The organism is Atlanticothrix silvestris CENA357 (genome assembly GCF_016056295.1).
In the GTDB taxonomy this organism is placed as follows: domain Bacteria; phylum Cyanobacteriota; class Cyanobacteriia; order Cyanobacteriales; family Nostocaceae; genus Atlanticothrix; species Atlanticothrix silvestris.
On the sequence record NZ_JAECZB010000021.1, the window covers coordinates 22,428 to 43,038 of the forward strand.

Genomic DNA, 20,611 nt, shown 5'->3' on the forward strand with positions numbered 1-20,611 from the left:
TTTAATGCCATCTAACTTTTCACATACTACTTACTTTAAGTTCCCATTTGGGGTTTAGATTCTCTATATCCCTAATCACTAACGCCAATGAAAAATTGCAAATCAAGTTTGAATCCTCAATTTTTTGGTGATTACGGTTTCTCAAAATAGAGATTTCTTATTACCTAATTAATGAAAAAAGAACTTAAGTAGCGTGTGAAAAATTAAATTCAAGTAGAAAAAACATCCTGCTATGACAATTGAGAACGGAACAACAACAAAAGTTGAGCTAGTGGGTTTTGCTTCTTTACCTGCTGACACCTTTAGTGATGGGCCAGCTTCTGGTCAAGACATTTCAGGCAATGGCAGAACAGGGCCGTTCCCAGGACAGCCAGTTCAAGGCTTTAGCGGTGTACAATTTGCCAACAGTAACACTCTCTACTTCTTATCAGATAATGGTTACGGTAGCAAAGATAATAGTGCCGACTATTTACTGCGTATTTATCGTGCAGACCCGGACTTTAAGGGAATAGAGAATGGAGATGGCAGTGTTAAGATTTTAGATTTCATTCAACTATCTGACCCCAATAACAAGATTCCTTTCTCAATTGTTAATGAAGGAACTACCGATAGATTACTAACGGGTGCTGACTTCGATGTAGAGTCAATAGTCTTAGACAAAGACGGTAGTATCTGGATTGGGGAAGAGTTTGGCCCTTATCTGCTACATTTCGATGCCAGTGGCAAGTTACTTGACGCACCTATTGTTACTCCTAATCTTTCTAAAGAAGATACCATCATCGGTGGAACAGAAGTGCGATCGCCTCAAAACCCCACTCTTGTCGAGTTCAACACCTTAACTGGCAATCCTCCTTTAGTTATTGCTCACCGAGGCGCTAGTGGCGATCGCCCAGAGCATACCTTAGAAGCTTATAAAGTTGCAATTGAAGGGGGTGCAGACTTTATTGAGCCTGATTTAGTAATCACTAAAGATGGTGTTTTAATTGCTCGTCATGAACCCATCCTGGATGGCACTACCAACGTAGCAGAAGTTTTTGGTGCAGATCGCAAGTCTACCAAGCTGCTTGATGGAGTAGAAGTCACTGCCTACTTTGCAGAAGATTTCACCCTTGCAGAAATCAAACAACTGCGTGCGATTCAACCTCTTAGCTTTCGCGATCCTGCCTTTGATGGTCTGTATGAAATTCCTACCTTCAAAGAAGTTATCGAACTCGTACAGCAGATAGAAGCCGAAACAGGCAAGAAAATTGGTATCTATCCTGAGACTAAACACCCTACCTTTTTTGATGACCAAGGCTTATCACTAGAAGAACCTTTAATTGCAGTCCTGAAAGAAACTGGCTTTACAGATCCCAATCGGATCTTTATTCAGTCCTTCGAGGTCGCCAACCTGATTGATTTACAGAACAACCTGCTTCCTGCTGATGGTTTGGCAGATTTGCCTCTAGTACAACTCTACGGAGATGTAGAAGCTGCTAACTCTGATTCTGGTGGTGGTTTCTCTGTCCCCTACGACATCATTGCGAATTTCAGCAAGCCAGATTTTGATGCCGCTGCTGCTCGTTCCACTTACGGTGATTTGGTCGATATTGTTCCAGATTTCGGTCAAGATATCACTGGTGACGGTATACCCGATACAAATTACCAAGATTTAGCCACCAAAGAAGTCTTCGATTACATTGGCAGTGCTTATGCTGAAGGTATAGGCCCCTGGAAAAATAGTTTCATCCTGCGGGAACCTTTAGATACCCCTGTAGATGGTAATGGTGATGGCGTAGCTGAAATCACAACTCAACTTACTGGAGAAGTACGTCCCTTTGTTGAGTGGGCCCATGATGCAGGAATGCAAGTTCACCCATATACTCTCAGGAATGAAGAACGTTATCTCACCCTTAATCCTGATGGTACTCCTCAAACTCCTGAAGATGAGTTCCGTCAATTAATTGAGTTGGGACTGGATGGTTTCTTCACTGACTACGCTAGAACTGGACGGATGGTAGTTGATGAATACCTACCTAATCTTTCTGGTTCTCGCGGATTTGAGGGTATGGCATATAACAGCGATCGCACCAAGTTGTATCCTTTATTGGAAGGTGCAGTTAAGGGTGATCCAGCCAACGCTCTGCGAATCTACGAGTTTGATGTTGCTAAGAGTGAGTACACTGGCTTAGTAGGTTATTATCCCACCGCAGTTGCTGGACATGCTATTGGTGACTTTACTCCTATCAATGACAAAGAATTTTTAGTAATTGAGAGAGATAATGGTCAGGGAGAGTCTGCTCAATTCAAGAAAATTTTCAAAATTGACATCTCCAAAGTAGATGCCAACGGCTTTGTTGAGAAAGTGGAATTAGTTGACCTCCTCAACATTCAAGACCCTAACGACTTAAATGGGGACGGCAAAACAACTTTTGATTTCCCATTTGTCACTATTGAAGATGTAATAGTTGTTGACAAAAATACCATTTTGGTAGCTAATGACAACAACTATCCCTTCTCAACTGGTCGTCCTGGCAATGATCCGCAGAATCCAGTTATAGACAACAATGAAATAATTCTGCTGAAACTGGAGCAGCCATTGAATTTAGCTCCTGGATTAGGACAGCCCAAAGCTGAAGAAATCAAGTTTGGTTCTGATAGCAGCGATGCTGTTACAGTTCAGCCAGATCAAACCTTATTCACAGGTAACGGAGCAGACTTTGTAGAGTCTGCGAAAAATGGCACAATCGTTACCGGAGAAGGCGATGACACAGTGCTGGTAGGCGACGATTCTTCAGTGTCCACAAATGACGGCAATGATCAGATCTTTATTGGTCAAAATGGCCCGGCTCAAAATATCAATGCAGATGGTGGCGCAGGTAATGACAACCTCCAAGTCATCGAAGCAGGTGGAAGTAATAATGTATTCGGTGCAGCAGGTAGTGACAACCTCCAAGTAGTTGAAGGTTCTGGTCAATTTCTGTTTGGCGGCTCAGGTAACGATTCTCTCCAGAGTGGCGGTAACAATAACCGTCTCTATGGCGGTTCTGGTGATGACAAACTTTTCGCCAATGAAAATGACACTTTGGTTGGTGGCGATGGTGATGATGTGCTATTTGCCGGTCAAAAAGGTGGCAACAGTCTCACTGGTGGTAATGGTATTGATCAATTCTGGATTGCTAATGCAAGTCTCCCAACTAGCAAGAACATTATTACCGACTTTACAGCAAGCATTGATGTGATCGGTGTTGGTGGTATTGGAGCTACTCAATTTAGTGACCTCACACTTCTACAACAAGGTAACGATACTTTGGTGAAAACAGGCAGCACTGAGTTGGTTTCATTATTAGGAATTACATCAACCAGTCTCACCGCAAATAACTTCGTGTTCTCTTAATGTAGTGACTGAATTTATTTACATAGCGTTTTGTAGAGAAGATTGCTACAGCTTTAAGTTAACAATCGAAGTTAATTAAGCTGGGTTGATTTTTTGAATGCGGGGAAATAACATTTCCCCTCTTTTTTATTGTCCCCCCTACTCCCTTGCCTCTTTTTCAAAGTTCCAGAGTCTGGCTACGATTATTGTTTACCGAAAGTGACAAAACAAGGATATTCGCTCAAAACTTTTAAAACATACTCTAAGTATATCTTGAAATATTAGTATGCTTTTAATACAAAAATAACACTACATTTACGTATTTTTAAAATAAAGTTTATATAATCTTCATATAACTAGGTCATCAACATTTAGCTATAACCCTTGTTGAATCTAGATTTTGGCTGAATTTAAAACAGATGTAGAAAGCTAATGACATTGAAGACTTTATTAATATTTAATGAAATTAGTTGATTAAACTTACGTAGCTAGTAATATTGGGTACTAATGATTTTCGTAAAAATTACTGTGACGCACTAACATTATCTAGTAGCTAAAAGCAAAACTGGAGATAAATAAGTAAACTTTTGAGGTTAGCGATCGCTTGTATAAGCTCTGAGTTGCTAAACAAAACTGTTCTAAAAAAATTACATTAAAATTTATTTTTGGTAAAAATTTAATTCAAATAAATTTACATGAAAGCTGCACAATCTGCAATTAAACCACTAAAAAATACCCAGTTCTGGCTACTAGGAATAGGAGGGGGCTTAATTGCAATTCTCCTGACCATAACATGGAGATCTGGAGATCCTTCTCATTTGGGCATGAGTATCTTGTTTTTATTAGCTGTAGCCTCTATGGTTAATGAAAAACACAAAAGCTTAACCTTAGAAAGTGGTGTTTTATCTAGCTTTTTAGGTGCATTACTTATTGCTTTTGTATTATGGCAAAGTGCCACTTTAGCTAACGGTAAGTTACTGGGAATATTCACTCACATATCACCATTTATCTCTGCATTAGGTCTTGCCTTAATCGCTTCTGGACTTAAGGGATTAAAACAATTTTGGCAAGAATTAACAATAATGTTTTTTCTGGGTATACCAAAATTATTACTATCTTATCCGATAGATATATCTCCATTAACTGCAAAATTTTCGGCTTTCTTACTTTGGTACTCAGGTTTTGAAGTATCTCTTCGAGGAATTTATATAAATTTGCCAACAGGGAGTATCAAAGTGTATAGCGGTTGTTCTGGTGCAGAGTTAATTAGTCATTTATTAGGAATAGCCGTAATTTGTTTACTGATGTTTCCCCTAGAACGAAAGAAGGGAATTTTTGTGCCAATTGTTGCTATCACTTCAGCATTTATTATCAATGGGGTAAGAGTTGCTCTTTTAGCAATAATCATTGCCAATCAAAACACAGCAGCATTTGATTATTGGCATGAAGGTGATGGCTCTCGACTATTTGGAATATTTGGGGTATTGATGTTTGGTTTCTTTTACCTTTTTATGCTCCGACAACAGGAAGCAAAAAACCAAGATATTGCGGAATCATAAAGGCTATGCATCTATGGCAAAAACTACGAATTATATTTTTAGCTATAACCTTAGGCAGCGTTGTATTAGTGTTTATGAGGGTTTTACAAACTAAGACTATAAACAAGCCCGAATCAGAAGAAACTAGACGCTTTGAAAATAGCGTTTGCATAGTTTCCCCTAAAATGAGAAACTATGATGGATGTTGTTTCTTAGTATCAAAGAGATTGTAAAAGTAAACACTATACGGAAACATCCTGTTTTGACGAATCATCCTGCGCTAAGGCGCACGCTACACGAACCATCTAACCCGCCTGTGCGGGTTTAGTTTGTATAGCCACGATTTTTAATCGCCAGGGATTTCTTACAAACTTAAATGCTCCCGAATATACAGGGTTTGTATATGTAAACCTGCTTTTTCTATATCTCACAATTTTCATCTAGTTATCTAGCGTTTTTTGCCCAATTTTTAATACTCACAGGACTTACGCAAAATATCTCTCAAACTTTCATTCCTCAGTGCCCTCTGTCTTGAAAAGTTTGTTACGGAGGGAAACCAACGCCACTTGCTACAAGTCGGCGGCACTTCCTTCAAGTCGGCATAGCCGACGACACTTGCTACAACGGGGAGCCACTGCGGTCTTGGGGTTTCCCCAAGTAGAGCAAGTGGCGTGGGAACCCCCTTTCAGGTTCGGGGGTTCGCAATCGACGGGAACCGCCAAGACTGCGACCCCCTCACCACAACCTATCCATTACCCGGATCTTTCTCAACATTTGCGACAGTATTCACTCACGCTTTCTGTAACCCTGATTCGTTCGTCTTTAATTCTCAATAAAAACCCAATTTTAGCGAGAGTATTAAAAAGTAATTTGTCAAGTATGTCTCATGCTTCAGTGTTTAAAATGCTTACAAAACAAGCGTTTCAAGATTGTAAAGAAAGATGTGACTAATGGATAGCACCACAACGCAGTGTCTTCCCAACGGAGTGCCTGGGAAACCCGCCCGAAGCAGTGGCTCCTCCTGACAATTTTTCGCTGTGCCTCTGCGGTAGCCTGCGGCAAACCACTAGCGTGTCTACGTTATTCCGTAAATAGTGCGTAAGTCCTAACTCAATCAATCCAAATTTTTTATATTTTTCTAAGAACATGACAAAATCAAGTAGTGATAAATTTATCCCCCTAATACAAGAGCTACAGGAGTTTACCTTCAGCCAAGTAAGCTCAATGGCTCTTTTGCGAATTTTGGGTTATGGTCTGTTGCTACTAGCTTTATTTGACATCATAGAGATGTTAATTCCCTTAAGACTGATGAATCCGTCTTGGGAATTTCAAACTTTCGGCGCATTAGTTGAACGAGTACCTGTACCTTTGATTGGGTTAACATTAATTTTTTATGGCGAGCTACACGCACGAGCAAGATGGGAATTTCTGACGTTAAAATTCTTTTCTTGGCTTAGTTTATTGCTGGCTGCATTATTTTTATTCATGATTCCTTTAGGAATTGTGAATACTGTCAGGCTCAACAGGCAAAGTTATACTCAAATCAATACTGCATCCCTGCAACAAATGTCTCAGGCTGAACAGGTAGAAAAGCGATTAAAGCAAGCTACACCCCAACAAATAGATAATTTTTTAAAAAGCCAAGGACGCTCAACAAATGCTAAAAATCCTCAAGAATTGAAAAACCAAGTTTTGTCAGAAGTTTCTAAAGCTAAGGAACAAATAAAAAATCAAGCACAAGCCAATCAATCGACTCAGCGGCTGAATTTATTCAAAAATTCTGTGAAATGGAATCTCGGAGCTTTGATTTCTGCGACTTTGTTTTTTACAATTTGGAAATTAACCCAATGGGCAAGAATAGGTAGATAGAAAACTTAACTTGAAATAGACAATTGAAAAAGGGCAATCTTTAGCGTTGATTGCCCTTTATTTACAGCGTTTTTCGCTTGGGTGTAGACACCTATTTAAGAGGATGTTTGAAAAGTTTTAGACGAATATAATTCGCTACTACACAAACAAATTCCGCCTGCGCGGACTAACATAAAATCAAGGTTTTCAACCCAGGTCGGTGGCCTTCTCGGAGGGAAGCCACTGCGCTCTTGCGGTTCCCCGACTTGTTCGCGCAGCGTCTCCCCTTGGTAGAAGCAAGTGGCGCGCGACTTTCAGTCGCCTGGGCTGGTATTAAATTAGACTTTTCAAACACGCTCTAAGAAGAAAGGGACTAGAGGCAAGAGTAATGTACCTCATCCACATGAAATTTGCTGTATTTGGTTTATATTAGATGACTACAACCTATTAAACCTTTGCTAGTTCTGGCGAGGGACGCTTGCTGTTGCGAATGGCCGTAATTGCTTCAGCATAATCTTTAGCGTTAAATACAGCTGAACCTGCCACAATTGCGTTAGCTCCTGCTTCCAATACCTGCCAAGTGTTGTTTGCTTTCAGTCCCCCATCGACTTCAATCCAAGGGTCAAGGCCGCGTTCGTCGCACATTTGACGCAACTTGCGAATTTTGGGCACTACAGTGGGAATAAAGCTTTGACCGCCAAAACCAGGGTTGACGCTCATAATCAGTATTAAATCACAAAGCTCTAGAACATATTCAATAAGTTCTAGAGGACTACCGGGGTTAAGTACAACTCCCGCTTTCTTACCAAGCTCTTTAATTTGCCCTAGGGTGCGGTGCAGGTGTGGCGAAGCGTTGTGTTCGCAGTGTACAGAAATAATATCAGCACCAGCCTTAGCGAAGCCTTCTACATACTTTTCTGGCTCCACAATCATTAAGTGGACATCCAGTGGCTTTGTCGTAATCGGACGAATTGCCTCCACAACCAGAGGGCCTATCGTAATATTAGGTACAAAACGACCGTCCATTACATCAACATGAATCCAATCTGCTCCCGCTGCATCTACGGCGCGAATATCGTCGCCCAGACGACTAAAATCGGCTGATAGGATAGATGGAGCAATCACAATGGGCTTTTTAGATAGGTTTTGGGTCATGGCTAGTGGGTTTTTAAGCGTCCTCGTCTGTGAGCATTGTAACAAAACATTGAGCGATCGCTCATAACTTTGATCCCGTGATTTTTGAGAGAGGTAATAGATTAAGGAGATGAGGGAGAATAATAATTTCTAACTACTAATCAAATGACTAAAAAACTAAGCTGGATAATTTGGGGATTGAGTGCTTCTTGTTTGAGTGCGCCAGTACTGGCTTCAGCTTTACAAACTTTCTTAGGAAATAACGGTATTGATGCTTTAAAACTACACCAACCTCCTTACAATTTAACTGGTCGTAAGATTGCTATTGGTCAAGTAGAAATTGGTCGTCCGGGAATGTTCGGTTGGGATAAAGCTGTGTCTAAAAATCGTGCTATATCCTTAGCCGCTGTGTTTTTACGTAATGGGCCAGCTAAATCTGATAGTGGTGTTGACTCTCACGCTTACAATGTCGCTGGTGTCATGGTCAGCCAAGACAAAGCTGTACCTGGAGTTGCTCCTGGAGCGCGACTTTATTCATCTGCTGTGGGTTCTACAAAAAATATGGGTCAACCAGAAGAGTGTATATCAGCACAGCACATAGCGTTACAAAATAGCGGTGATGTTCGAGCGATTAACTTTAGCTTTGGTGAATCTCTTAACCGTGACCCTCGACCAGAAGCTATTTTAGATGGTAAAGCTTTACTAACATTATGTGTTGACTGGTCTAGTCGTTTTCATGATGTCGTGTATGCGATCGCTGGCAACCAGGGTAAAGGAGGTATTCCTATTCCTACAGATAATTTTAACGGCATAAACGTGGCTTTTTCATCTCGCCGAGGAGGGATTTTTAATAAAGTTGACGTTTCTAATCTGGCGGGTGCTAATCAAGGAGTCAGTGGCCGATTAGCTGGTAAGGAGTTTAATCTTGGTGGGCGACGTGCCATTAGTTTAGTAGCACCTGGCAATAACATTCCCTTACTCAATCCAGATGGCAAATTAAATAAAGTCACAGGTACAAGTTTTGCAGCACCCCAAGTTACCGCAACTGTTGCCTTATTACAAGAATTTGGCGACCGACAAATGCGGACAAAAAAACCTAATTGGAGTATCGATGGTCGCCGTCATCAAGTCATGAAAGCTGTATTACTGAATTCAGCAGAAAAAATTCAAGATAGCCGCGATGGTTTACGTCTGGGAATGATGCGGACACTAATTGATAAACAAAACCAAGACTGGTTAGCTTCTGATGCTTACAAAGATCCTACAATTCCGTTAGATTCCCAAATGGGAACAGGTCATTTAAACGCATTTCGTGCTTATCAGCAATTTAGTTCTGGTCAATGGCAGCCATCAGTTTTTGTACCTGCTATTGGTTGGGATTATCGCACAGTGAATGCCGGAGCATCGGCGGAATATTTATTAGCCAAACCGTTAAAACAAGGAAGTTTTGTCGCTGTTACCTTGAGTTGGGATAGGTTAGTTGAGTTAAACGATAAAAATAAAAACCAACAATTTGATCTCGGCGAAAATTTTAGCGATCGCGGTTTAAATAATCTCGATCTCTATTTAGTAAAAACTGATGCTAAAAATACCGATGGTGGTACTGTTTGTGCTTCCATCAGTCCAATTGATAGTGTGGAACATATTTTTTGCCCCGTTCCTGCTACTGGCAATTACAAAATTCGTGTTCAGTTTCGCCAACAAGTCAACGAAGCAACTCAACCCTATGGTTTAGCTTGGTGGAGTGTTCCTGTTAATTAAAGCAAAAATTTCAGATAGCAAATAAATAACATTTCTTACTACCTGAATGCAGGGTGAAACCCCGCATTCTATTCTCGTTATTATGTGCATAGTAACGAGAAACGGTTACTAACTCTCTCAAAATTACAAACAAAGTTTACTTGAACTTTCTTACAAAAAATGTATTGCAGATTTCATTATCTAGGAATTCCCTAGCCGATAGCAAAATAAGCACAAAATGCATTAAAAAAATATTAGATTTATTTATAACTGGAAACATAAAAAAATGGCTCATTTAAGCATTAAGTAGTTTAAAATACATTTATTAAAAATTTCAGCTATTCTTCCAAATTAAATCACTTACCAATTAAGTCTTAATGAGCCAAAATTAGCAACCTATATTAAGTTCCATTGAATTACCTCCAACTGCTGACTGTTACCAAAACTGTAACCATCGAATATTTTGGCTGTTGTCAAGGCAATATTTAACAATTGACACATCATTAGCGTCAAATTTTACAAATAGCTAAAAACGTTTTGTAAGCGAGGTGGCAGAATGAATCGGCAAAAGTTGAGTGGTGTCAGAGAAAACTTTTTGCAAAGACGTTATGGTGTGAGTCTGGGAAGACGTTACGTTTTGACCGCAGCTAGTGTTGTTCTATTAGGCGTATTAGGATGTTCTCAGGTCAATAATAGTACGAGTATGAATGCGCTGGTGAAATCTGAACTACCTCAGTCGGAGTCTCCGTTGCAAAAAAAAAATGACTCCTGATACAAGGCTTGTTAACGCTAATAATCAATTTAGCTTCAAGCTGTTTTCAGAAATCCTCAAAAATGACAGTGGTCAAAATAACATTTTTGTTTCACCTTCTAGTGTAACGATCGCCCTTGCCATAGCCTACAACGGTTCTAATGGCTCTACTCAACAGGCAATGGCTAAAACCCTGCAACTACAGGGTATGAATCTCCAAGAAATCAACTCTGCTTATGCGGCATTACAAAAGCTATTAGAAAATCCTGACGAAAAAGTGCAACTGACTATTGCTAACTCGCTGTGGGTAAACAAAAATGCTAGCTTACAGCCGGCCTTCCTCAACAGAACTCAGGATTTCTACAAAGCTAAGGTGACAAATTTAGACTTTCAAGATGCTACAGCTCCCAACACCATCAATAACTGGGTTAATGAGAGTACACAAGGCAAAATCAACAAAATAGTTGAAACGATTCCAAGCAACCAAGTGCTATTTTTGATTAACGCCATATATTTCAAAGGGAAATGGAGCAACGAATTTGATCGCAATCAAACTGCTGAATATCCCTTCTATTCCATATCTGGTCAGCAGAAGCAACACCCAATGATGTCGCAAAAGGGTGACTACAAATACTACGAAAACGAGCAATTCCAGGCGATTAGTTTACCTTACGGTGAAGATGGCAAAATTAGCTTCTATATCTTTTTGCCTCAACAAAAGTCGAATCTCAAAGCCTTCTACCAAAACTTAAATCTTGAGAACTGGGAAAAATGGATAGCTCAATTTAAGAAGCAGGAAGGCTTTATTCGTTTACCCCGTTTTAAAACCGACTACAACGTTACACTCAATGACGCGCTAAAAGCTTTGGGTATGGAGGAGGCTTTTACCAACAAAGCCAACTTTACCGGCATAGGTCAAGATTTAAGCCTTAGCCAGGTGCAGCACAAAACTTTTGTTGAGGTGAATGAAGAAGGTACCGAAGCAGCAGCAGCTACCTCAGTAGGAGTAGTGATGACATCTCTAAGACAAAAACCAGAACCATTCCGGATGATTGTTGACCGTCCTTTCTTCTGCGCGATTCGGGATAATCAGACAGGGAGCGTTTTGTTTATGGGTGGAATAGTAAAGCCGAAGTAAGGTGTTATACCAATTCGTAATTCGTAATTCGTAATTATGAAAGATTAACCTTATGAATTTGATCCTTGCTTAAGGTAATGTTGGTTCTGAAACACTTATGTTATTTTTAGCTTCAGCTTTGGGAGATTCTTCTGATTTTATGGGTGTAGCTATCTCTTCGGTGGCGATGTTTTCGTCTGCTTCGCTACTTAACCTCTGAGGACGTAGAGCAGTTAAGGCAGTCTTAATAATTACAGCTGTTGGTACAGCCACAATTACCCCTAAAAGCCCTCCAACTCTCGCTCCAGTCAAAACAGAAATCAAGATCCAAACTGGATTTAAGCCAGTAAAACTACCTAAAATACGTGGAGCAATGATGTTCTCTAAAATTTGCTGTACAATAACTGCCGCTAACAATACTCTGGTTCCCATCCAAAAATCTTGCAGTGCCACTAACAAAGTAGTGAGAGCGATACCCACAGAACCACCAAAGGGAACCAGGGCCATAATGCCAATAGTTAAGCCAAATAACAAACCAAATGGCACTTTCAACCATAAGAAGGTAGGAATGAGCGCTGATGCCATACAAGTAGACAAAATCAGCTGAGTAATGAAAAAGTTTTGAAAACTTAGACGTACTGTTTGAGAGAAAGGCGCGCGAAATCTAGTAGGGAGCCATTCTACTATACTTTGCCAAAGTTCACCTCCATGCTGCAAAAGGTAAAAAGTCAAAACCATTGTCAAGAGAAAATCTAACAAGCTTGTGAATGTGACAACAGCCAGATTTAAAACTTGTCCAGCGATCGCTTGCAATTGTCCTTTGACGCGATCATTGATTTGCACTACCAGAGCATCAAGATTAATCGGTAAGCCAGCAATTTCTGCTTTCTCGTTTAACATCATTAACTGAGAGCGTCCAGAGTCAATCAATTCAGGTAAGCGAGCCACCAATTGTTGAGCTTGGGTAAGGGCTAAGGGAAACAGAGTCACACCCAGCGCCAATAAAACCGATAAAGCTAATAAAAAGACTAAAATAGCGACTTGCTCTCGTCTTGCACCCTGACGCTCCATCCAGCTAACAGGGTAATTGAGCAGAAATGCTAGAACTGAAGCTCCGACTAAAATGACTATCAGAGAGTGGAAGTAATGAAAAATTGCCGAAATAGCCCAGCCATTGAGAACTAACAGTGGAGCGAATAAAGCGATCGCCCCAATTTGAGCTATTGGTTTGAGTGTCTGCCACCAGTTGACTAGCTTGCGTGTCTGCATCTTTAGCCGATTGCGGAATAGAACTAAATAAAATCCTGATTTACAGCTTATTATCTCTAACTACATCACCAAATTTCATCCCTCTAGTTTAGGATTAGACTCATCCAAATGGACAATTTTGAATTAATTGGCAATTGAGGCATTAGGGAAATGGAGACACGAAAACAAGGGGACAGGGAAAAAAGAGGACAAGAAGACAAACAGACACAGGGACTAGGAGAGAGTTTTTCCCATTTTGAATTTCTAATATCCAGCCAAAAACCAGCTACATCAAAAAGACAATTACTTTTGTATTTAATTCCAATAATTGGCTTTTTCCCATCTTTGTGGACTCTCTATCGCCGTCAAAGCAGTCGGGAACAACTAGGAGTTAGTCGTCTGTCTATTACTCTGGCATTTACTTGGTTGTTGGGTTACTTTTTGTTAGCAACAGGTGCAGAAAATTCAGCATTTTTCACATTGCGTTTATTAATTCTTAATAGCTTTCTCACATCTAGTTATTTTTTAGTGAGTATTTGGCTAATGTTTTGCATCATCCAGGGTAAGTCTAATCGTTTACCGGGTTTGAGCAATTTTGCTGAGCGAATCCTGGGTAAATACTTACCTTAATTTCTAAAAACGATGCGTAGTTAGTATTCTTACTTAAATGCTCAAAAATAACAGATTACCTATTACCAGATCTGGTCAAATCACTTTATTGTTGTCATACTGCAATACAACATCTCCAGATTTGCCACAAAGAAGGAAAAATGCTGTTATAAGTGTTGTGGTTGACAAAATAATGAAAAACTCAGCACGATTTATTAAAAGTTAACTACTATGAGTTAATTTGTCTGCATATTATTTAGTCTGCAAATTTACCGAATTTAATTCAGTTAAGTGTGAGGAATTCTGTGACCATTCAAAGAACTTCGGCAGAAGAAAACCAGTCATCAAAACCCCCCAACTCCAAGGACAAAAATTCTCATAACTCAAAATCCGGACGTTGGCTTTGGTTCTGGGTGGGTATGAGTGGTATTGCAATGGTATCAGCAACGGCGGGGGCGCTGTTAGCTGTTTCTTTGACTAGTACGCCGTTACAGCAAGCCCAGTTAAGTCCCAAAGACGAAGCAGTCTTTGATGGCGATCGCATTTCTGGCGGTGGGTTGCGATTTTCAGAATTAACTCGCCCCGTCAATCTCTTAGTAATGGGGATGAGCGTACTACCGCCAGATATTCAAAATCCTCCCCCTGAAACCAAAGACCTTGGCTATCTCCCTCAGGTGAACTCCTTTGATGGTCTTGCGGATGTGATGCTTTTGCTCAAATTTGATCCAGAGACAAAAAAAGTAGCTATGCTCTCTATCCCCAGAGATACCCGCATAGAAATTGAGGGACATGGCACAAAAAAGATTAATGCTACCAATTTGGAAGGCGGGCCAGCTTTGACTGCCACAACTGTCAGTAATCTCTTAGGCGGAGTGGGAATTGATCGCTATGTGCGGATTAATATTTTGGGAGTGGGCAAACTGATTGATGCCTTGGGTGGAGTGACAGTCTACGTACCCAAAGATATGAAGTACCAAGATGATTCCCAGCATCTATATATTAATTTAAAAGCAGGTAAGCAGCACCTCAACGGCGATCAGGCACTACAATTACTACGTTTTCGCCATGATGCCTTAGGAGATATTGGTCGGATTCAGCGCCAGCAAATGGTACTCCGGGCTTTAATGGATCAAACCCTCAACCCCGTGACTGTGGCTCAATTACCCAAAATTCTCAATGTAGTTAAAGAACACATTGATACCAATTTGACAGTTGAGGAGTTAGTGGCGCTAGTGGGTTTTGGCGTGCGAACTAATCGCTCCAATATGCAGATGTTAATGCTGCCAGGCCGCTTTAGTGAGAAGACCGAGTATAATGCTAGCTATTGGCTGCCAAGCAGACGTGGTATTGCCAAACTCATGACTCAACACTTTGGCTTAGAATCTTTAGAATCATCCAACGACGCACCAAATTTCACTGACCCAGGCTCTTTGCGAGTGGCAATCCAAGATAGCACAGGTAGCGATCGCTCTGAACTGAGACCCTTACTGAGAGCTTTGGAAACAGCTGGCTATCGTAATATTTATATATCTAAACCTTGGAGTGAACCTTTAGAAGTTAGTAATATTATCGCTCAGCAAGGAGATGGTGATAGTGCTGAATCAATTCGCAATTCTTTAGGATTCGGAGAAGTTCGCGTAGAAAGCACTGGCAATCTCGACTCGGATATCACTATCCAAATAGGTAAAGATTGGTTACAACAAAAAGCTATCTTTCCAGAGTCTCGGTAAATCTAAATATGGGGCATGGGGCATGGGAAAGAGAAAATTTACCATTCTGCTAGGGCGATCGCTATTCCTTGTTGTAAATCTAGTGAAATTGTAGTGTTACTTGCTAACTCCTGCAATTGTTGATACGCGACATCCCTATCCAGCTTTTTGAGTGCTGCGATCGCATGTAATCTTACTACTTGATCTGCATCTGCCAGCAACAAAATTAATGGTTTAATTGCTTGTGTATTGCCTAACTGCCCTAAAGACGAGGCGATCGCACTTTTAATAGTGGTAATTTTGGCGGCTGGATGCTGCGATCGCAGTACATCTATTAAAATTTCTGTTGCTGGTACACTTAACTGCGGCTTTTGTACTCGCCCCAAAACTGTGACAATTTCCTGCCACACTGTCTCTGATGTACTTCGATCAAGTGCTTTTTGTAAATATTCCAAACCAGATAGTGTCTCTACCCAGATTAAAGCGCGGATGGATTCTAATTGTAGTGGTTGCGGTGTGTGAGGTGATATTAATACCTCAAATAAGTGCTTTGTAGCTTCATCACTACCTATTCGCGAAAGAGTGATCGCCGCAGCACAACAAACCTCAAGATTCAAGTCATAAAGCTTAGGTTGCAGTTTTGTGACTAAATCTAATTCTGTACATAACTCAGGGCGAAAACCTAAACCCAAAACTGCTGTACGTCTGACTGTAGCAGCTACATCATCTAAAGCGTTCAAAAGTACTGGTGGTACACGTTCGTCATCAAAACTGCTGAGGGCTTCTAAGGCTGTAGCACGTACTACTGCTTGGGAATCTTGGATTACGCTCAACAAAGGTGTGATAGTTTCTCTGCTGTGGATATAAGAAAGTGATCGCACTGCCAAAAGTCTGGTATTTTGCTGTGTTAAAAGTTCGGCAAGTTTAGTAATAGCAATAGTACCCATTTGCCCTAACGCTGCTGCTGCGATCACCTTGAGTTCTTCATCCTCACTAATTTTTAGCAAGTTCAACAAAGAAATCATCACATCTGGGTGCTGAAATTCGCCCAAAGTCCGCGCTGCATACCAGCGCAATTCTACTTCTGCTTCTTCATCTTCTAAGATTTCAATCAACGCTGGAATAGCAATATTTCCTAAGCGAGTCAATATTTTGGCAATTTCCCAACGTTCTTGAAAATCTCCTCTTTCTAAAATTGAGATTGCTAATTCTAGCAGTTGCTCTGGATTAACTATCTCTAAGAGTGTAGAGTCTTCTGCCAGAATCAACTGCTGCAAATATTGAATCAGCAATGACCAATCAGCTGCATCATGTGCTGCCTGTGCTTGCACTAAAAGCTGCTTGATATTATTCACAATACCTTGCTTAAATTACCAATTTTGAACTTAGGTTTGCTTAACTACAACCGAATTGCCTTCAATTTTGGCGGTGTAAGTTGTCAGGGATTTTGTAGCTGGGCCTTTTTGCACTTTACCATCAACCTCAAACTCAGATTCATGACAGGGACATAAAAATGTTTTTGTTGAGGGTTCCCACCCTACCGTACACCCTTTATGAGTACAGGTGGGGTTAACAGCAATGAGATTTGCAGTTTTAGATGTACCAATTACCAAAACAGGGCCAACAGGCGAATTTTTAGTCAGCAATTGACCAGTCTTATCTAATTCTGCCGCAGTACCTACTGTTTGCCAATCTCCAGATGTTGAGGATGTTGGAGTGTTAGTTCCAGAATATGTAGGTGTGTTTGTTTGAGAAGAACAGGCAGCAATTGCCACAGGTAGACTACTAGCTATCCAACCCAAACCTACCCAATTGATGAAATCACGACGTTTCATAGCTAATGAAATTATGTGTAAGTTGTAACTAATTTTTTATATCATGCGTAAAACGCATTAACTTGATACACTTCCAGCAATTTTACTAAAATTTCGTAGCTATTTATACGATTTTACCTCAAATATCACCTTAACCTTGCAAGTATCGAAATTGTTACATAAACAGTAACTAAGTCATCTTGATAAATCTTGCAAATGCAAAAAATTACAACTTTCCTCTAAATTAATTACGAAATCACCACCAGCTTAGGATAGTCAATGTAGTTTAGTAATTCGTAGTTGCAATTAATGGTTGCTCTGTCCCTCTTAAAATTACGAATTACGAATTACGTTAGCGCAGCAGGAGCGTCATTACAAATTACAAATTACGAATTATTTAGTCAGATCATGACAGATACAGCAACTACCACCAAAACCAGCCTGAATAAGTTCGAGAAATTCAAAGCCGAAAAAGATGGACTTGCGGTCAAGGAGGAGATAGACAAATTTGCCTCTTTAGGCTGGGAAGCAATGGATGAAACAGACCGCGATCATCGTCTGAAGTGGATGGGTGTGTTCTTTCGCCCAGTTACCCCAGGTAAATTTATGATGCGGATGCGGATACCCAATGGTATTCTCACTAGCAATCAAATGCGTGTTTTAGCGGCAGTGGTGCAACGTTACGGAGATGACGGCAGTGCTGATATTACTACAAGACAAAATATCCAATTGCGGGGAATCAGAATTGAAGATTTACCGGATATCTTGAATCGGTTACACGCAGTAGGGTTAACCAGCGTTCAGTCGGGGATGGATAACGTCCGCAATATCACAGGCGATCCTATAGCGGGATTAGATGCGGATGAGTTGTATGACACGCAAAAGTTAGTACAACAAATTCAGGATATGCTCACCAACAAAGGAGAAGGCAACCCAGAATTTACCAACCTTCCACGAAAGTTTAACATTGCGATCGCTGGTGGCAGAGACAATTCAGTTCATGCAGAAATCAACGATTTAGCATTTGTTCCAGCGTTTAAAGAAGAAAATAAAGTCTTCGGTTTTAACATTTTAGTTGGTGGCTTTTTCTCAGCTAAACGCTGTGAGGCGGCAATTCCTCTCAATGCTTGGGTGTCTCCAGAAGAGGTGGTCAGCGTATGTAGAGCAGTTTTGGAAGTTTATCGTGACCACGGCTTACGTGCAAATCGGCTAAAATCTCGGCTGATGTGGCTAATTGATGAATGGGGTTTAGAAAAGTTCCGCTCGGAAATAGAAAAACGTTTAGGTAAGTCATTATTACCCGCAGCGCTAAAAGATGAAATTGATTGGGAAAAACGCGATCATATTGGGGTATATAAACAAAAACAACCAGGATTGAATTACGTAGGCTTGCACATTCCTGTTGGTCGGTTATATGCCGAGGATATGTTTGAAATTGCCAGTCTGGCAGAAGTTTACGGCAGTGGTGAAATCCGTCTAACTGTTGAACAAAATATTATCATCTCCAACATCCCTGACTCACGCTTAGCAACATTTTTGACAGAAAATCTTCTAGAAAGGTTTTCAATAAATCCTGATTTACTGACGCGATCGCTTGTTTCTTGCACAGGCGCACAATTTTGTAACTTTGCCCTTATAGAAACCAAAAACCGCGCCCTAGCAATGGTTAAAGCTTTAGAAGCCGAGTTAATACTCACTTCTCCAGTACGCATTCATTGGACAGGTTGTCCTAACTCCTGCGGACAGCCGCAAGTTGCAGACATTGGTTTAATGGGGACTAAAACTCGTAAAAATGGCAAAACCGTTGAAGGAGTTGACATTTACATGGGTGGCAAAGTGGGTAAAGACGCTCATTTAGGAACTTGTGTTACTAAAGGCATTCCCTGCGAAGACTTGCAATCAGTATTGCGACAACTACTCATTGAAAACTTCGGCGCACGCTTGCGAGAAGTAGTCACAGTTACGGGCTAGGGATTAGGGACTAAAGAAAAGTTTTTTAATACCCAATCTGGGCGATCGCATCATTGTCCATAGATTTCTCTATGCAATTTTTTGAATTTTTAGTGAGGAAGGCTTCATGCTCCAAGGATTATTTTCGTTTAATGGACGCTACCGTATCTTGCATTTGACTTGGTTTGCGTTCTTTCTATCATTCATAGTTTGGTTTAACTTTGCCCCCTTTTCTACAGCGATTCAAGAAACTTTTAGTTTAAGTCCAGGACAAATCAGAACCATTGCGATCTGTAACGTTGCCCTTACTGTGCCAGCTCGCATCATTATTGGCATGGTTTTAGACAAATATGGGCCACGAATTACCTACTCAATGCTGCTGATTTATGCTGCTATTCCCTGTATCGCCTTTGCAATGGCACAAGACTTTACTCAGTTGGTGATTAGCCGTTTGGCATTGAGTATTGTGGGTGCTGGTTTCGTGATTGGTATCCGCATGGTTGCCGAATGGTTCCCACCGAAAGAAATTGGCATCGCTGAGGGTATCTATGGTGGTTGGGGTAATTTTGGCTCGGCTGCTGCGGCTTTTACCTTACCTTCTTTAGCTGCGGCAACTGCCTTTGTGGCTGCTGGTCAAATTAACTGGCGATTAGCAATCGCTCTGACTGGAATCGTCGCTGCTGTTTACGGATTTATTTATTTGTTCAGTGCCCAAGATACTCCTTCTGGCAAAGTCTATCAACGACCCACCCGCCACGGCGGCATAGAAGTAACCAGCAAAAGAAGCTTTTGGCTGTTGATGTTGATGAATATTCCCCTTGTTGGAATATTAGCTGTACTAGCGTGGCGCATTAGTAATTTTGGTTTACTGAATCAGACTCAACTGCTAATCGTTTACCTGTTGTTAGCTGGTCTGTATGTTTTCCAAGCCTACAAATGCTGGGATGTCAATCGGGATTTGATGACAGGTAAGAAGCAATATCCCCCTAAAGAACGCTACGAATTTTCTCAGGTGGCTTTATTAGAACTAACTTACTTTGTGAATTTTGGTTCGGAACTAGCAGTTGTTTCCATGCTCCCGGCATTTTTTGAGTCAACCTTCAGCCTCAGTAAAGTTTTAGCAGGGATGATTGCAGCTAGCTATGCATTTATGAACTTAGTAGCTCGTCCTGGTGGAGGCTGGATTTCTGATACTTTAGGTAGCCGCCGATGGACAATGACTGTACTTACCGGTGGTATGGGTCTTTCTTATCTGTTGATGGGCGGCGTTAACAGCAATTGGTGGCTACCCATAGCAATTTTGTTAACTATGGCTTGCTCATTCTTCGTTCAAGCTGGGGAAGGTTCAACTTTTGCGATCGTACCTTTAATTAAGCGGCGAATTACAGGCCAGATTGCTGGTAACGTCGGTGCTTATGGCAACGTGGGAGCAGTGGCTTATTTGACTCTCTTCAGTTTGTTACCTGAGGGTGATATCGGTAACAGAATCTTCTTCCAAACTCTGGGAGTTAGTGCCTTGATTGTTACTTTCCTTTGCTGGTTCTTTCTCAAAGAACCCAAAGGCTCATTTGCTGAACACCATGAAGGTGAAGAACCAGAATTGGCGATGGATTCAGCAGAAGCGTTTCCTTTCATAACTGAAGAATAACAATAGGGGAAGGTTAAAGGGATTGATTTTCTCTTTAACCTAACTTTTTTAAACATACATACCGAAAGCATCCTCAGTCAAATGCCCCACCCACAAGGGGATTTGGTAGGAGAGAAGAGGGTTTTAGTCTTGTTTATCTTTCTTACTTAA

Annotated in this window: 11 protein-coding genes and 2 pseudogenes; 9 read left to right on the top strand and 4 right to left on the bottom strand. The window is 40.8% G+C overall.

Annotated elements, in window-relative coordinates:
• Positions 1-253: 253 nt before the first annotated feature.
• From I8751_RS10975 to hpsJ-A, 3 genes and pseudogenes are all read left to right on the top strand, one after another.
• Positions 254-3,376, top strand: a pseudogene (locus tag I8751_RS10975) (esterase-like activity of phytase family protein); the annotation flags it as partial.
• A 674-nt stretch (positions 3,377-4,050) separates the two neighbouring features.
• A complete protein-coding gene (crtA, locus tag I8751_RS10980; protein WP_214439197.1) occupies positions 4,051-4,914 on the top strand; it encodes a cyanoexosortase A in 864 nt (287 codons plus the stop codon).
• A gap of 1,125 nt (positions 4,915-6,039) precedes the next feature.
• Positions 6,040-6,762: an HpsJ-like protein, cyanoexosortase A-associated gene (gene hpsJ-A, locus I8751_RS10985; protein ID WP_214439198.1), complete on the top strand. Its 723-nt coding sequence runs from the start codon at positions 6,040-6,042 to the stop codon at positions 6,760-6,762.
• Positions 6,763-7,188: 426 nt separating this feature from the next.
• Here the strand turns inward: hpsJ-A and rpe are convergent, their stop codons facing one another.
• Complete coding sequence (rpe, locus tag I8751_RS10990) at positions 7,189-7,896, bottom strand: ribulose-phosphate 3-epimerase (protein ID WP_214439199.1); 708 nt, start codon at positions 7,894-7,896, stop codon at positions 7,189-7,191.
• Positions 7,897-8,040: 144 nt separating this feature from the next.
• On the opposite strand from rpe, the gene I8751_RS10995 reads away from it, so the two are divergent.
• Positions 8,041-9,636 (top strand): S8 family serine peptidase, encoded by a 1,596-nt coding sequence (locus I8751_RS10995; protein WP_214439200.1) that lies wholly within the window; start codon positions 8,041-8,043, stop codon positions 9,634-9,636.
• A 535-nt stretch (positions 9,637-10,171) separates the two neighbouring features.
• Positions 10,172-11,504 (top strand): annotated as a pseudogene (locus tag I8751_RS11000) (serpin family protein).
• A 69-nt stretch (positions 11,505-11,573) separates the two neighbouring features.
• Here the strand turns inward: I8751_RS11000 and I8751_RS11005 are convergent.
• Entirely contained in the window at positions 11,574-12,752 is a 1,179-nt protein-coding gene (locus tag I8751_RS11005) for an AI-2E family transporter (protein WP_214439201.1), read from the bottom strand.
• A 150-nt stretch (positions 12,753-12,902) separates the two neighbouring features.
• Here I8751_RS11005 and I8751_RS11010 point away from each other — a divergent pair, with 150 nt between their 5' ends.
• Both I8751_RS11010 and I8751_RS11015 read left to right on the top strand, forming a co-directional pair.
• Complete coding sequence (locus I8751_RS11010; protein ID WP_225894092.1) at positions 12,903-13,361, top strand: hypothetical protein; 459 nt, start codon at positions 12,903-12,905, stop codon at positions 13,359-13,361.
• Positions 13,362-13,645: 284 nt separating this feature from the next.
• A complete protein-coding gene (locus tag I8751_RS11015) occupies positions 13,646-15,070 on the top strand; it encodes an LCP family protein (protein ID WP_214439202.1) in 1,425 nt (474 codons plus the stop codon).
• A 38-nt stretch (positions 15,071-15,108) separates the two neighbouring features.
• Here I8751_RS11015 and I8751_RS11020 read toward each other — a convergent pair whose 3' ends face one another.
• Together I8751_RS11020 and I8751_RS11025 are read right to left on the bottom strand one after the other, a co-directional pair.
• A complete protein-coding gene (locus I8751_RS11020) occupies positions 15,109-16,407 on the bottom strand; it encodes a HEAT repeat domain-containing protein (protein ID WP_214439224.1) in 1,299 nt (432 codons plus the stop codon).
• A 27-nt stretch (positions 16,408-16,434) separates the two neighbouring features.
• Positions 16,435-16,884: a QcrA and Rieske domain-containing protein gene (locus I8751_RS11025; protein ID WP_214439203.1), complete on the bottom strand. Its 450-nt coding sequence runs from the start codon at positions 16,882-16,884 to the stop codon at positions 16,435-16,437.
• A gap of 387 nt (positions 16,885-17,271) precedes the next feature.
• Between I8751_RS11025 and I8751_RS11030 the strand changes: the two genes are divergently transcribed.
• Complete coding sequence (locus I8751_RS11030; protein WP_214439204.1) at positions 17,272-18,834, top strand: ferredoxin--nitrite reductase; 1,563 nt, start codon at positions 17,272-17,274, stop codon at positions 18,832-18,834.
• 106 nt (positions 18,835-18,940) lie between these two features.
• Positions 18,941-20,461 (top strand): MFS transporter, encoded by a 1,521-nt coding sequence (locus I8751_RS11035; RefSeq protein WP_214439205.1) that lies wholly within the window; start codon positions 18,941-18,943, stop codon positions 20,459-20,461.
• Positions 20,462-20,611: the final 150 nt, after the last annotated feature.

Coding starts and splice junctions, on each gene's coding strand:
- I8751_RS11005 (WP_214439201.1), bottom strand. CDS start 12,752: ATGCAGACACGCAAGCTAGTCAACTGGTGGCAGACACTCAAACCAATA.
- I8751_RS11030 (WP_214439204.1), top strand. CDS start 17,272: ATGACAGATACAGCAACTACCACCAAAACCAGCCTGAATAAGTTCGAG.
- hpsJ-A (WP_214439198.1), top strand. CDS start 6,040: ATGACAAAATCAAGTAGTGATAAATTTATCCCCCTAATACAAGAGCTA.
- I8751_RS11025 (WP_214439203.1), bottom strand. CDS start 16,884: ATGAAACGTCGTGATTTCATCAATTGGGTAGGTTTGGGTTGGATAGCT.
- rpe (WP_214439199.1), bottom strand. CDS start 7,896: ATGACCCAAAACCTATCTAAAAAGCCCATTGTGATTGCTCCATCTATC.
- I8751_RS11035 (WP_214439205.1), top strand. CDS start 18,941: ATGCTCCAAGGATTATTTTCGTTTAATGGACGCTACCGTATCTTGCAT.
- crtA (WP_214439197.1), top strand. CDS start 4,051: ATGAAAGCTGCACAATCTGCAATTAAACCACTAAAAAATACCCAGTTC.
- I8751_RS10995 (WP_214439200.1), top strand. CDS start 8,041: ATGACTAAAAAACTAAGCTGGATAATTTGGGGATTGAGTGCTTCTTGT.
- I8751_RS11010 (WP_225894092.1), top strand. CDS start 12,903: ATGGAGACACGAAAACAAGGGGACAGGGAAAAAAGAGGACAAGAAGAC.